12 protein-coding genes and 2 pseudogenes are annotated in these 13,097 nt (G+C 53.4%); 6 read left to right on the top strand and 8 right to left on the bottom strand.

The window, feature by feature from the left end; translation table 11 throughout:
- The 4 genes from phnU to phnR all read right to left on the bottom strand — a co-directional run bounded on the left by phnU (position 1) and on the right by phnR (position 3,909).
- Entirely contained in the window at positions 1-861 is an 861-nt protein-coding gene (phnU, locus tag K8W53_RS16860) for a 2-aminoethylphosphonate ABC transporter permease subunit (RefSeq protein WP_058654832.1), read from the bottom strand.
- 2 nt (positions 862-863) lie between these two features.
- Entirely contained in the window at positions 864-1,973 is a 1,110-nt protein-coding gene (phnT, locus tag K8W53_RS16855) for a 2-aminoethylphosphonate ABC transport system ATP-binding subunit PhnT (RefSeq protein ID WP_023195351.1), read from the bottom strand.
- Between the two features lie 5 nt (positions 1,974-1,978).
- Positions 1,979-2,992: a 2-aminoethylphosphonate ABC transporter substrate-binding protein gene (gene phnS / locus K8W53_RS16850; protein WP_000778008.1), complete on the bottom strand. Its 1,014-nt coding sequence runs from the start codon at positions 2,990-2,992 to the stop codon at positions 1,979-1,981.
- A 197-nt stretch (positions 2,993-3,189) separates the two neighbouring features.
- Positions 3,190-3,909, bottom strand: a complete 720-nt coding sequence (gene phnR / locus K8W53_RS16845) for a phosphonate utilization transcriptional regulator PhnR (RefSeq protein ID WP_000836268.1) — start codon at positions 3,907-3,909, stop codon at positions 3,190-3,192.
- A gap of 139 nt (positions 3,910-4,048) precedes the next feature.
- Between phnR and phnW the strand changes: the two genes are divergently transcribed.
- From phnW to K8W53_RS24005, 3 genes and pseudogenes are all read left to right on the top strand, one after another.
- Positions 4,049-5,152, top strand: coding sequence for a 2-aminoethylphosphonate--pyruvate transaminase (phnW, locus tag K8W53_RS16840; RefSeq protein ID WP_023224681.1), 1,104 nt, complete (start codon positions 4,049-4,051; stop codon positions 5,150-5,152).
- A gap of 9 nt (positions 5,153-5,161) precedes the next feature.
- The gene (gene phnX / locus K8W53_RS16835; protein ID WP_023195353.1) at positions 5,162-5,971 is read left to right on the top strand and encodes a phosphonoacetaldehyde hydrolase; all 810 of its coding nucleotides are present in this window, start codon (positions 5,162-5,164) and stop codon (positions 5,969-5,971) included.
- Between the two features lie 5 nt (positions 5,972-5,976).
- Positions 5,977-6,059, top strand: a pseudogene (locus K8W53_RS24005) (hypothetical protein); the annotation flags it as partial.
- An 8-nt stretch (positions 6,060-6,067) separates the two neighbouring features.
- On the opposite strand, the gene yajL reads toward K8W53_RS24005, so the two are convergent.
- Together yajL and panE are read right to left on the bottom strand one after the other, a co-directional pair.
- On the bottom strand, positions 6,068-6,658 hold the full coding sequence (gene yajL / locus K8W53_RS16830) for a protein deglycase YajL (protein ID WP_001275809.1): 591 nt from the start codon (positions 6,656-6,658) through the stop codon (positions 6,068-6,070).
- Complete coding sequence (gene panE, locus K8W53_RS16825; RefSeq protein WP_000705819.1) at positions 6,621-7,532, bottom strand: 2-dehydropantoate 2-reductase; 912 nt, start codon at positions 7,530-7,532, stop codon at positions 6,621-6,623. Before panE ends, yajL begins: the two co-directional genes overlap by 38 nt.
- A 125-nt stretch (positions 7,533-7,657) precedes the next feature.
- Here panE and K8W53_RS16820 point away from each other — a divergent pair, with 125 nt between their 5' ends.
- The gene (locus K8W53_RS16820) at positions 7,658-8,149 is read left to right on the top strand and encodes a YajQ family cyclic di-GMP-binding protein (protein ID WP_001138913.1); all 492 of its coding nucleotides are present in this window, start codon (positions 7,658-7,660) and stop codon (positions 8,147-8,149) included.
- A gap of 46 nt (positions 8,150-8,195) precedes the next feature.
- On the opposite strand, the gene K8W53_RS16815 is transcribed toward K8W53_RS16820, so the two are convergent.
- Both K8W53_RS16815 and K8W53_RS16810 read right to left on the bottom strand, forming a co-directional pair.
- The gene (locus K8W53_RS16815; RefSeq protein WP_023224680.1) at positions 8,196-9,560 is read right to left on the bottom strand and encodes an MFS transporter; all 1,365 of its coding nucleotides are present in this window, start codon (positions 9,558-9,560) and stop codon (positions 8,196-8,198) included.
- Between the two features lie 230 nt (positions 9,561-9,790).
- A pseudogene (locus tag K8W53_RS16810) lies at positions 9,791-9,922 on the bottom strand (IS5/IS1182 family transposase); the annotation flags it as partial.
- A 174-nt stretch (positions 9,923-10,096) separates the two neighbouring features.
- Between K8W53_RS16810 and K8W53_RS16805 the strand changes: the two are divergent.
- The gene (locus tag K8W53_RS16805) at positions 10,097-11,608 is read left to right on the top strand and encodes an SEL1-like repeat protein (protein WP_052939313.1); all 1,512 of its coding nucleotides are present in this window, start codon (positions 10,097-10,099) and stop codon (positions 11,606-11,608) included.
- A gap of 11 nt (positions 11,609-11,619) precedes the next feature.
- Complete coding sequence (locus K8W53_RS16800; RefSeq protein ID WP_052939314.1) at positions 11,620-13,089, top strand: tetratricopeptide repeat protein; 1,470 nt, start codon at positions 11,620-11,622, stop codon at positions 13,087-13,089.
- The last annotated feature ends 8 nt before the right edge of the window (positions 13,090-13,097 follow it).

Raw genomic sequence — 13,097 nt, 5'->3', positions numbered from 1 at the left:
CTAGCTCCTTACGCCGGTACGTGATGCCGCCAGGCGATAGAGGGAGAACAGCCCCAGCGACAAGACAATGTTAATCAACGCAATCATGCAGGCGACCGTATAGTCAGACTCCAGAATCGCTTTGCTGTAAACCATCATCGGCAGGGTGTTAACTCCTTTCGCGCCAATAAACAGTACGATGCCAAACTCGTTAGTGGTCAACAGCAGGCACAGGCTGCCACCAGCCATCAGCGCCGGTAGCGCCGCCGGGAAAATCACCTGCCCAATCACCCGTAACGGGTGCGCCCCCAGAATGCTGGCTGCCTCTAGCTGGCTTTTATCAATTTGCCGCAGCGCGGCCATCAGTGGCCGCATCACCAGCGGAGTGAACACCGTGATCTCCGCCAGAATGACGCCCTGCATCGAGTAGAGAAAATCTACCGGCGGTAGCTCAAAGGCAAACAGGCTCATCAGCGTACCGTTGAGCAGACCCGCTGACCCATAAATAAAGGTGAACGCCAGCGTAATCAGGAAGGTCGGCAGCGCAATAAAAGTATCGACGACCCGACCAATCAACTCGCTGCCGGGGAAAGGAATAAACACCAGAGTCAGCGACATCACGCTGCCCAGCAGCAGGCAACCAGCGGTGGCGAAAAAGGCGATTTGCAACGTGTTCAGCAACGCGCCGACAAAGCGTTTCGAGTCGACCACCTGGCGGAAGGTCTCGAGCCCGATCTCGCCATTGGCACCGCGTAGCGCCTGTTCAACGATGAGCGACAGAGGCCAGAAAAACAGCGTTGCCAGCACCAGCAACGGGAGCAGCAGCCACAGCAGCGGGCGTAGGTTAAGCGCCGGTTTTTCCAGAGGTAAAATGAGTGACATGGTTATACCTCAATCAGGACCGCATCATCCGGTTCGAACCACAGCGCCAGCTTGTCGCCCACGCGCGGCAGCGGATTGACATGCGTCAACACCATTCGCACCGTTTCGCCAGCAACGTCACACAACAGATGGGTTAAATCGCCCTGCCAGTGCACCGATTGCAGTGTGGCGTTGAAGCGGTTGCTGTCGGCCGAACGCGGCGTCAGGCTGAGGTGCTGAGGACGAATGCACAGCAGTTTGTTGTAACCGTGGTGGCTGCCCCGGCTGAACGCGCGAATCACCGCACCGCCGCAGCTGACGTCCACCAGCCCCGGAGCCTCCGTTATCCCCAGCGCGATGGCGGAGAGAATATTGGCGCGGCCTAAGAATTCGGCGGCAAAACGATTGGGCGGATGCTGATATAGCGCGCGGGTTTCGCCGTGAGCAATCAGCGAACCATCCTTCATAATGCCGATTTTATCGGCCAGAGTGAGCGCTTCCGTTTGATCGTGGGTGACGTAGAGAATAGTGAGTTCCGGCAGCTCACGGTGAAGACGGGCGATTTCTTCCACCATATTATGACGAATCTGTGCGTCCAGCGCTGACAGTGGTTCATCCAGCAACAGCACGCGCGGGCGCACGGCAATCGCGCGAGCGATGGCCACGCGTTGCTGCTGGCCGCCGGAAAGTTGATGCGGATAACGGGCGGCGTAATCACTCATGCCAACCGTTTTCAGCGCCTGCGTTACACGCTCATTAATTAGCGCCTTTGGCTGCTTCTGCGCACGCAGGCCAAAAGCGACGTTGTCTTCCACTTTCAGATGCGGGAACAAGGCGTAGTTCTGCACCACCATCGCCAACCCGCGTTTATAGGGTGGCAGATGGGTGACGTCCGTATCGCCAATCAGAATACGACCGCCTGCAGGTTGCACAAAGCCCGCAACCGCACGCAGCACCGTCGTTTTTCCAGATCCTGATGGGCCAATCAGCGCCAGCACTTCGCCAGGTTCAATCGTCAAAGAGAGCGGTTTAAGCACCACGTTGCCGTGATACGCAACGCGCAGCGAGTCGAGGACTATCCCCGATGTCCCCTGCGATGCAGGGGCGTGAACGGCGGTCGTTTTCATCAGCATCAGGCTTACTCGCTTTCGGTCACTTTGTGCCAACGGCTAATATCTGCCGACAGCGAAACGGCTACGTCATCCCAATTGGGCTGCCAGCTCTGCACGCCTTCTAACGCGGCAGTGGCGGCCTTGTAATGTTCGTCGCTCGGCGTCACGTCGCTGCGTACTGGCATTCCCCAGGAGAGTTCGCTGACGCGAGTCTGCGCTTCTTTACTCAGCAGGAAGTTAATCAGCTTTTTACCATTTTCACTCTGCGGCGCCCCCTGGACCAGGCCAATGACATAAGGGATGGCCAGCGCGCTGCGCTCGCCTTTGTCGTTGGCCGGCCAGAAGATTTTCACGTTCGGGTTACGTTCCATCTGCGCGAGGTTCATTTGCAGGTCGCCGTTAGCGACGTAGATTTCACCTTTATTAACCAGCGCGGTTAGCTTGCCGGTAGAGGCAGATGGCCCGACGTTATTGGCCTGCAGCTTGCCGAGATACGCAAAACCGGCATCTTTACTGCCGAAGCTGTGGAAAGCCTGCAGCATCACCGCCGTGCCGTCAGCGGCCTGGCCTGGCGTGGAATACTGGAGTTTATTTTTGAATTTACCGTCAAGCAGATCCTGCCAGCTCGCCGGGGCAGTTTTCAGCAGCTTGCTGTTGTAGATAAAGCTCAGATAATTCTTTACCAGCGGCGAATAAAGGTTGTTGGCATCGGGGATAGCCGATGCGGCGTCGGTGTTAAAGTTCGCCAGCAGCTTTTCGGCGGCGGCGCGCTGAATGAATGGCGGCGCGGTTACCAGCACGTCGGCCTGCGGATTCGTACGCTCTTTTGCCAGACGTTCCACTACCACGCCACCACCGCCTTCAACATAGCGTACGGTAATGCCGGTCGCTTTGGTGAATGCGTCAAACTGTACCTGGTACCAGCTGTTATCGCCATCATGCAGCCCGTCGATGGAGTACACCGTGACCACCGATTCCGCCCATGACGGGGCGCTGGCGAGAGCGAAGACAGACAGCAGAGCAAGTCGGGAAAGTTTCATCGTAATAGCCTCATAGCGTACGTTGCATTTTCTGGCCTATACCAGGTTTGCTTTTTACGCTAAACGGCTTATATGACAAAACGATGAAAGAGAAATAAATCAGTCCACGCCGGATGATGCTGCGCTTATCCGGATAGCCGTGAGACGATACGATTGACAGGCCGGATAAGTCCCGCAGCCAACATCCGGCGCATCCGCTAGTGGGTATCTACCTCAATACGCAGGCTGTCGTGACGCCAGTATTCGATATCCAGATCCAGCACTCGCCCGTGTTGATCGTAGTTCAGACGGCGCAGCAACAGCGCCGGGCGTCCTTCCATAACTCCCAGCGCCTGTGCGGCCTGCGCAGGCATGGCGGTGGGGTAGAACGACAGATGCATGCTGGTATAGACGAGGTTGTAGTGCGACTCGTATACCTCGGTCAGGCTGCCGTTGAGATCGTACTGCAGCAGCTCAGGCACGCGGGCGGGCAAACAATGGTTTTCGCAGTAGCACACGGCGCGGCCATCGGCGTAACGCAGACGGGTCAGCAGATAGATTTGATCAAACGGCTGGAGCTGGAGGGGCTCCATGACCTCGACAGGCACGGTGGTTAACACGCCGCTCAGTAGCGCGGTTTTTGGCTCCCGCCCCTGCTCGCGGCAAAGCTTATGGAAGTTGGTGTTCTGGGTCGGATCCAGCCACAGGCGTTCCGGCGTAACGAACCAGCCGCGACGATCGGCGCGCCAGATAAGCCCACTGGACTCCAGCTGCGCCAGACTTTCGCGAATAGTAATGCGCGTGGTGTTGAAGATCGCGCACAGTTCGCGTTCAGACGGCAGTTTATCACCGCTTTTCAACGCACCGCTCTGAATACGCGCCTGAAGCTGCGCCTTGATCAACAGGTACTGCGGGATATCGCCCGGGATAGATTTCATGCTTACTCGCTTCCGTTTTGCCTGCCGCCATTATACAAGCAGAGATGAATTTTTTGTTGCAGCGCGATTTTCTCTTTGACCCGTCGCGGCAAAGATCGTCATGATAAATGCAATCTGGTATAGACCAAAGGTAAATAACATGACTTCGCGTAACTATCTGCTGCTGACTCCTGGCCCGCTCACCACCTCTCGTACCGTGAAAGAAGCGATGTTGTTCGATAGCTGTACCTGGGATGATGATTACAATATCGGCGTGGTGGAACAGATCCGCCAGCAGCTGACCGCACTGGCAACGGCCTCCGAAGGCTACACCTCCGTACTGCTGCAAGGCAGCGGCAGCTATGCTGTGGAAGCCGTACTGGGCAGCGCATTGGGGCCGCAGGATAAGGTGCTGATCGTCAGCAACGGTGCATACGGCGCACGAATGGTCGAGATGGCTGGCCTTATGGGTATCGCCCATCACGCTTACGACTGCGGCGAAGTTGCGCGCCCGGACGTGCAGGCGATCGACGCGATCCTCAACGCCGACCCGACGATCAGCCATATCGCCATGGTGCATAGCGAAACGACCACCGGGATGCTCAACCCCATTGATGAGGTGGGCACTCTGGCGCATCGCTATGGCAAAACCTACATCGTTGACGCCATGAGCAGCTTCGGCGGCATCCCCATGGATATTGCAGCATTACACATCGACTATCTGATCAGCTCCGCCAATAAATGCATTCAGGGCGTGCCGGGTTTTGCCTTCGTGATTGCCCGCGAGCAAAAACTGGCCGCGTGCAAAGGGCGTTCCCGCTCGCTGTCGTTAGATCTCTACGCCCAGTGGCGCTGCATGGAGGATAACCACGGCAAATGGCGTTTTACTTCGCCCACTCATACCGTCCTGGCGTTTGCACAGGCGCTGAAAGAGCTGGCGAAAGAAGGTGGCGTAGCGGCACGTCATCAACGCTATCAGCAAAATCAGCGCAGCCTGGTGGCCGGAATGCGGGCGCTGGGCTTTAACACGCTGCTGGATGACGAACTTCACTCGCCCATTATCACCGCCTTTTATTCACCGGAAGACCCGCAGTATCGCTTTAGCGAATTTTATCGCCGCCTCAAAGAGCAGGGCTTTGTTATCTATCCTGGCAAAGTGTCGCAAAGCGACTGCTTTCGCATCGGCAACATTGGCGAAGTATATGCCGCCGATATCACTGCCCTGCTGACCGCCATTCGTACCGCCATGTACTGGACGAAATAAGGAACCATGATGAACCGTATTCACGCTGTTATTCTCGACTGGGCGGGCACCACCGTCGATTTTGGCTCCTTCGCGCCGACGCAAATTTTCGTCGAGGCGTTCCGTCAGGCATTTGATGTGGAGATCACCCTCGCCGAAGCACGCGTGCCAATGGGGCTGGGTAAATGGCAACACATTGAAGCGCTGGGAAAATTACCTGCTGTTGACGCGCGCTGGCAGGCAAAGTTTGGCCGCTCCATGAGCGCAGCAGATATTGATGCCATCTATGCCGCCTTCATGCCGTTACAGATTGCTAAAGTTGTCGATTTTTCTTCTCCTATTGCCGGAGTTATCGACACGATCGCGGCGCTACGAGCCGAGGGCATTAAGATCGGCTCCTGCTCCGGTTACCCACGAGCGGTGATGGAGCGTCTGGTCCCCGCCGCCGCCGGGCATGGTTATTGTCCGGATCATTGGGTGGCAACGGACGACCTGGCCGCGGGTGGTCGTCCGGGGCCGTGGATGGCGCTGCAAAACGTGATTGCGCTGGGCATTGATGCGGTCGCGCACTGTGTGAAGGTAGATGATGCCGCGCCGGGCATTAGCGAGGGGCTTAACGCGGGGATGTGGACGGTGGGGTTGGCGGTATCGGGTAACGAATTCGGCGCAACATGGGACGCCTATCAGACTATGTCGAAAGAGGACGTTGCGGTCCGCCGCGAGCACGCGGCCAGCAAGCTGTACGCCGCCGGGGCGCATTACGTGGTGGATTCACTGGCGGATTTACCTGGGGTGATTGCGCATATTAATGCGCGTCTGGCGCAGGGCGAACGCCCGTAAAATAACTGCCGGATGGCGCTGCCGCTTATTCGGCCTACAGACTGTACCGTTTTGTAGGCCGGATAAGGTGTTTACGCCGCCATCCGGCAATCATTCTTACTCGTAGTAGTTATAAATCCCCGCCGCCATCACCAGTTGCGAAGCCACTTCATGCGCTTTTTCACGACCAACCAACAGGTCGATGATTTTCAAGCCAAAATCGATAGCGGTGCCCGGTCCCTGGCTGGTTAATAATTTTACCCGCGCATCCCACACCACACGCTTGTCCTGCCACTGTTCGGCGGGGATTTTATCTTTCAGTGCCGGAAAACCGGTCATATTGCCGATAGGGAAGATATCGTGCGGCACGAGCACTGTGGCGGCTGCGGCGCAAATGGCTGCGACAATGCGCCCGGAGCGGTGAAACTGTTTTACGGTTTCGACCAGCAGCGGGCTGTCGCGAAAGCACTCGGCGCCTTTAATTCCGCCGGGCAACACGATGATGTCATAATCGCCGTCGGCAACTTCAACCAGCGGCGCATCCGCCAGCAGCTTCACGCCGCGCGAGCAGACAATCGTCAGGTTGCCATCGCTGGCGACGCTGGCGGTAGTGACGTGGATTCCGCCGCGAACCAGCAGATCGATAGTGGTGACCGCTTCGGTCTCTTCACTACCAGGGGCGAGGCATACCAGTGCCTGAGCGCTCATACTCACTCTCCTTTCGCTTTACCATTTCAAACAGGCGGCTATTTTCCGGAACGGCGAGACCGTGCACGCGGGCGCGCTTGAGTAAATAACCGGTGATGTAGTCAATTTCGGTATGGCGCATGGCGCGCACGTCCTGCAACATGGATGAGATGTTTTCTGCCGTACTGTCAATCACTTGCTCAACATAATAGCGTAAATCGTCTGCCGATGTGTGGTAGCCTTCACGTTCAATCACGGCGGCGACCTCTTCGCAAATCGCGTTGATTTCATCAGTATGATGGCGCAGCTCGCCGTTCGGGCAGTTCCAAAGCGCGGTGAGCGGGTTGATAACACAGTTGACCGCCAGTTTGCGCCACATCTCTGCGCGGATATTGTTATGCCAGGCGACATCGGGCAGTACCCCCTGCAGGATATCGGCGAGATAACTGTAATCGCCGTCTTGCTCGCGTGCCGGGCCAATATGCGTAGTACCGTTAGCGACATGAATAATGATATTACCGTCGCGGCGCGCAGCATGGGTGATAGTCCCCATCAACATCGGCTGTTGGATACTTTGCAGTTCTTCTATGGTTCCCATTCCATTATGAATGAGCAGAATAGGCGACGTCACCGGTAGGGTTGACGCCAGGGTTCGTACTGCGTCGGAAACCTGCCACGCTTTCAGCGTGACTAATAACAGTTCGCTCTTCGCCAAAAAATCCGGATCGTTTGCCGTCAGTGATTCGTTGAAAAAGGAACCATCGGTATCGATCAGATTTACGCTGCAATAAGGTTGTGGCACCCGTAGCCAGCCCTGTACGTCATGTCCGTGTTTGCACAGTGCCGAAAGCCAAAGTTGTCCTAAGGCTCCGCATCCCAGTACAGTAATTTTCATTGTTCCTCCTCACCTGCAACAGCGCCAGGTGTTATGGCGCTAATTATAGCGTCATCAGCTAAGCTTCTCGTTAAGCCTCGTTGCAGGTATTATGCAACGCAACGAAAATGAAGGGAGAAGAAAAGATGCCATCTTTCGATATTGTTTCTGAAGTTGATCTGCAGGAAGCGCGTAACGGCGTGGATAACGCGGTTCGCGAGGTTGAGTCTCGTTTTGACTTTCGTGGCGTAGAGGCGACTATTGAACTGAACGATGCCAATAAAACCATCAAGGTGCTGAGCGAGTCCGATTTCCAGGTCAATCAGTTGCTCGATATTCTGCGCGCCAAGCTGCTTAAACGCGGTATTGAAGGCGCTTCGCTGGATGTACCGGACGAGTTCGTGCATAGCGGTAAAACCTGGTATGTGGAAGCGAAGCTGAAGCAGGGCATTGAAAGCGCCGTGCAGAAGAAAATCGTCAAGCTGATTAAAGACAGCAAACTGAAGGTGCAGGCGCAAATTCAGGGGGAAGAGATTCGCGTGACGGGCAAATCACGTGACGATCTGCAATCGGTAATGGCGCTGGTTCGCGGCGGCGATTTGGGCCAGCCGTTCCAGTTCAAAAACTTCCGCGATTAAGTTGTTATGCCGGATAGAGCTTCGTCGCCATCCGGCAATGCTGCATTCATCCTTTGCTGATAAGCTGTTCAACTTCAAAGCGATTGGTCACTTTGCTGTCGATTTTGACGTAAGCGGAATGCTCTTCCGCCACGATCAGCGCTTCGCTTACGCCTTTCATTGCCAACAGTCGCTGTTTTAGCCTGTCGTCAGCAACGATATCCGCTGGAATTTCCACACGCAGGCTGCTGACATAGGGCGGCTCTTTCATGGTACTTGCCACCGCCAGCCATACCATCGCCAGTACGGCCCCGGCAAGAAAAACGGTTTGCCCATCAAACGTGCCGTCTATCCAGCCGCCCAGCGAGCCGCCAAGCGCCACGCCAAGAAACTGACTGGTAGAATAGACGCCCATCGCCGTTCCTTTATACCCCGCGGGCGACTCTTTGCTAATCAGCGAAGGCAGCAGCGCCTCCATCAAATTAAAGGCAAGGAAAAAGAGTTGTACGCCAATCACCAGCTCCCAGAAATGCTGGCCCGCTCCCCACAACACGATTTCCGCGACGATAATGAGCCCCACGCAGAACAGGAATACCTGCTTCATCCGCCGTTTGACTTCAGCATAGATAATAAAAGGCACGACGGCGGCAAAGGCGATCACCATGGTTGCCAGATACACCTTCCAGTGTTCGGCGGCAGGAAAACCGGCATCGGCAAGCTGGCCGGGCAGGGCGACAAAGGTGGACATCAATAAAATATGCAGACACATAATGCCGAAATTAAGCTTGAGCAGCCTCGGCTCCGCCAGCACTTTACTGAAGCTGCCTTTGACCATCCCGGATTCGCGATTCAGCACATGGTTGGTACTGTTGGGAACCACCCAGATCGTCAGAAGAATGCCCAGAGTGGCGAGGGCGGCGATCATCCAGAACAACGCGTTCAATCCCAGACTATGGGTAACGATCGGCCCTAATACCATCGCAATCGCGAAGGTGATACCAAAGCTGACGCCGATAAACGCCATCGCTTTGGTACGGTTTTGTTCTCGGGTGAGATCAGACAGGAGCGCCATGACGGCGGCGGCAATAGCGCCGGACCCCTGTAGCGCTCGCCCCAGAATAATGCCCCAGATTGAGTGAGAGAGCGCGGCAATGATGCTACCCGCGACAAATACCGCCAGTCCGCCGACAATCAGCGGCTTACGGCCAATGCGGTCGGACAGCAGCCCAAAGGGAATTTGAAAGATAGCCTGCGCCAGCCCGTAAATGCCGATCGCAATGCCGATTAATGCTTCGCTGGCGCCCTGTAGCGCCATACCGTATGTGGTCAGTACTGGTAGAACCATAAACATACCCAGCATACGCAACGAAAAGACGGTCCCTAAACCCCATGTGGCGCGCAGCTCCCCTGGCGTCATTTTATAATCGTTCATTGCCACCTCTGTATAAAAGCTGGGAGTAGTGTAGTGCGGGGAGTGTGTCGGGTAAATAGAGGGTTAATTAGCAAATATTATGTTTTTGAAACAGTTGAGCTAAAAAAGAGATAAATTGTTAACACGATAGGGACGATCGGGAGAGTCAGCATAGCCTTGTGCTCATTCATATTCCGATCTCCTTGAGCTGTAGTGGCTATCTGAGCCATATCAGTATAGTGTAGCGGTTAGCCACGGCCTTCAGGCTGTGTGCGCTGTTGCTCCATATAGCAATAGCAGAACTCGTCAAGCCAGACTGTCAGCGAACCGCGCTGCCTGAGTGTGGCTGGCCGGTGGGTGATTTTAAACTTTTGCTTTGCCATAGGAACCCGATTCTGAAACGACTGCGATGATCAGAACCGCCCATCTTCTGAAAATTTGATTTATTCAACAACGCCGAGACTGATAGCAAACTTTCTGCGTGATGGCGCGCGTTTATCAGGCAGAAGGTTCGTCAGCAGTCTCATTTATTATATTATTCAAGGAGTGAATTCGTTATGGAAATTAAATATTTATCATTATGTATTTTGGTGGGTGTTTTATTTGTTAGCCAGGTAAATGCATCAGAGAACAATGGTAAAGATGATGTAAAATATGCTGCGCTTACCCAGAAGGATCTTGATGCTTTGCCCGTAGAGAAAAGAGCTTCGGTTCTGGATGAACTGGGGTTTATCCATGAATACGGCCTTAATGTACCGATGAATCGCGAACAGGCGTTGCAGTATTACAAGCAGGCCTGTGAACTTGGCGGTAACTATGGTTGCTATAATGTGAAGTATGCTTATCAGTATGGCGACGGAGTGGCGAAAGATAGTGCTCAGGCCAATAAGTATGCTAAAAAAATGAATCTGGATAACTTATTGATTGAGCAAGAGTATATCGATAAGTTTTCGCAAGAAATTTACGCGGCAAAAGCATTGGCCGATACGGATAAATCGCAGCGGCCAGAATTTATTAATGCACTATTTAATCTTCTAAATAATAGGCCAGAGAGCGATGCGCTTTTTTTTAGTCGTATCGGATTTAATCAGGAAAAAACGTTCCGCCTTGCTACGCTATGGGTACAGGACGGCGATCCACAAATGGATTATCAACTGGGGTTACTCACCCTTAATGATTTCTCTGGTCATTATGTGGATGAGCCTTATAAGGCCAGGCCAGCCTCGTTGAAATGGTTTCGCGCCGCCGCGGAAAAAGGCGTCGTTGAGGCCCAATCTCTCTTGGGGGGTATTTATTCGGGGGGAGAGGGCGATGAGTGGGGGATTAAGCCAGACATTCAGGAAGCACAAAAATGGTATGGGCAGGCGGCTGAGCAGGGTGACAGCGATGCACAGATTGCGCTAGGTAAAATCTATTATTCTGGCGCAACAGGGCGCACTGATTACGCTAAAGCGCTGGCATTATTTACGCAGGTTGAAAATGATGGTACTAATTCGCGCTCAACGATGCCGTTGAGTTGGATGTATTATAACGGTTTAGGTACTGCACCTGACTGTGATAAAGCCTGGTCGTATTACAAGAAAGCATCTCGATATGTAGGTAAGAAGGTTGAGGAAAAAATATTTTTGAGTAAATGCGCAGCGGATATTCAGAGTCGAAAAAACAACGCGGATGCTTTACCCAAAGTAACCCTAAAAAAAGAGAGTATTTTCTCTCGCGGTATAACGGCTAAACCGAAAGAATGTGCATTAAGTTTTCAGATTGGCACAGATAAAATCCGTAACATGGCGAATTTGCATATTACGCTTGAACTGAAGAATGCTGATGGAATGGCAACTGAGGAAACGTTGATGATTCCGCCATTCGGTTTGAATACTCTGGGGATAGATATGCAAAATCATGATGTTGATCCTCTCGTTACCACATACGATCTCCCGCTGTATACGCAAGATTTTTGTCACGGGATCGGCGATATCCATTTTACGCTGAAATCCGCTACGGCAACGATTAACGATAAGAATGTCGATTTGCTGAAAGCTGACAGTGTGCGCTTTGTGGATAAAGAATAAGAGAATGAAAAATGATAAAACGGAAATGGAATTTTTTGCTTCTGCTTGGGCTTTCTTTCGCATCGATATGTCAGGCAGGTGATGATATTGACGCGTTGTATAGCCGTATTGCGCAGAAAGATGTTCAGGCGCTAAATGAGCTAAAAGCGTTAGCCAAAGATAATAATGCCCAAGCGCTGGCGGAGTTGGGGTTTATTTACGAATACGGCGTTGCTGTGCCGAAAGATACGATACAGGCTATCAAGTATTATGAGCAGGCTTGTCATGTTGAAGAACCCTATGGCTGCTACAACGCTCGTTATTTTTATCTGCATGGTCTGGGGGTGATGCAGGATGACGTTTTGGCAAAAGAGCTTGCGGATAAAACCAGTAAAGCAGACACCGATACTGATGCGCAGACGGTGACGCGCCTGATAGCCGACGAAATAGATACGGCAAAGCAAGCCGCGGAAAGCGATATTACTCAGCGTTCCCGGTTTATTGAAACATTACGCCAGTATGCCGGCGGCGGGAGCGCGATGGCCGCGCGCATCACGCGCCTGGGTTATTCAAAGGCGGATATCCTGCACCTTGCGGAGCTGTGGGCGCAGGAGAGAGACCCTGAACTTAACTTTATCGTTGGTAGCCTCTATGACTCTGGTTTTGTTGAGGTCGACGATAAAGAGGCGCGTTCGTTGCAATGGTTCCGCAAGGCTGCTGAATTGGGCCAGGCTGATGCGCAGAATATACTTGGTTACTTCTACTTGAATGGAAAACGAGGGATTAAGCGCGATCTGCAGAAGGGGGTGCAGTGGTACGAGTTGGCGGCTGCGCAGGGTAATGCCGATGCGCTCATAAATCTTGGTGAGATCTATTACTCCGGGACGCAGGTTCCGCTTGATTACGCTCGGGCGTTTGAATTCTTTGATCGGGCGACGAAGATGGGCAAGTCTCGCGCTTTAAACTATCTTGCCTGGATGTATACCAACGGTCAGTTTGTCGACACAGACTGCCGGAAGGCAGCGGAGTTGTTTGCTCAGGGGCGAACAAGTTTTGCAGACGATCCCCATTTTCAGGTGACCTGCGAAAAAGACCGACAGGCCCGCGCTGAGGCTGTGGCAATGCGTGAAAAGAATTTGCCGAAGTTAACCTTCAATCGTGATCGTGTTTTCGGTGCGAGCCAGGGCAGCGGCTATGCATGCGAGCTGGAGTTTGTCGTCAAAACGGACAGAATCAGCAGTATAGAGAATTTACGTGTCTCACTGGCGCTGAAAAATAAGGCCGGGGCGATGTCACAGCAGGTTATCGCATTTGAGCCTTTTGGGCTAAATACGCAGAACCGCAATTTACAAGGGTATAAGTCTGATACGCTCCGTGAATCGACATTACAACCTGTCTATCAGCCGGAATTTTGCGATGTTGATAGCTATAGCGTGACTGCTGTGACGGGAATGGTTAACGGTAAAGAGATGGATATGCTTAAGGCAGGCGTTTTTCTGTAACTGCGAGC

Origin of the sequence: Salmonella sp. A29-2 (genome assembly GCF_020150755.1) — a bacterium.
GTDB classification, from domain to species: Bacteria; Pseudomonadota; Gammaproteobacteria; order Enterobacterales; family Enterobacteriaceae; genus Salmonella; species Salmonella enterica.
Note: the sequence above shows the minus strand (reverse complement) of the source record. Positions and strands in the feature narration are given on the sequence as shown.

What these genes read in the sequence shown, in the direction of transcription:
- phnW (WP_023224681.1), top strand. Translation starts at nt 4,049, where the DNA reads ATGACTTCGCGTAACTATCTGCTGCTGACTCCTGGCCCGCTCACCACC.
- phnS (WP_000778008.1), bottom strand. Translation starts at nt 2,992, where the DNA reads ATGAAACTTTCCCGACTTGCTCTGCTGTCTGTCTTCGCTCTCGCCAGC.
- K8W53_RS16805 (WP_052939313.1), top strand. Translation starts at nt 10,097, where the DNA reads ATGGAAATTAAATATTTATCATTATGTATTTTGGTGGGTGTTTTATTT.
- phnX (WP_023195353.1), top strand. Translation starts at nt 5,162, where the DNA reads ATGAACCGTATTCACGCTGTTATTCTCGACTGGGCGGGCACCACCGTC.
- K8W53_RS16800 (WP_052939314.1), top strand. Translation starts at nt 11,620, where the DNA reads ATGATAAAACGGAAATGGAATTTTTTGCTTCTGCTTGGGCTTTCTTTC.
- phnR (WP_000836268.1), bottom strand. Translation starts at nt 3,909, where the DNA reads ATGAAATCTATCCCGGGCGATATCCCGCAGTACCTGTTGATCAAGGCG.
- panE (WP_000705819.1), bottom strand. Translation starts at nt 7,532, where the DNA reads ATGAAAATTACTGTACTGGGATGCGGAGCCTTAGGACAACTTTGGCTT.
- phnU (WP_058654832.1), bottom strand. Translation starts at nt 861, where the DNA reads ATGTCACTCATTTTACCTCTGGAAAAACCGGCGCTTAACCTACGCCCG.
- K8W53_RS16820 (WP_001138913.1), top strand. Translation starts at nt 7,658, where the DNA reads ATGCCATCTTTCGATATTGTTTCTGAAGTTGATCTGCAGGAAGCGCGT.
- K8W53_RS16815 (WP_023224680.1), bottom strand. Translation starts at nt 9,560, where the DNA reads ATGAACGATTATAAAATGACGCCAGGGGAGCTGCGCGCCACATGGGGT.
- yajL (WP_001275809.1), bottom strand. Translation starts at nt 6,658, where the DNA reads ATGAGCGCTCAGGCACTGGTATGCCTCGCCCCTGGTAGTGAAGAGACC.
- phnT (WP_023195351.1), bottom strand. Translation starts at nt 1,973, where the DNA reads ATGCTGATGAAAACGACCGCCGTTCACGCCCCTGCATCGCAGGGGACA.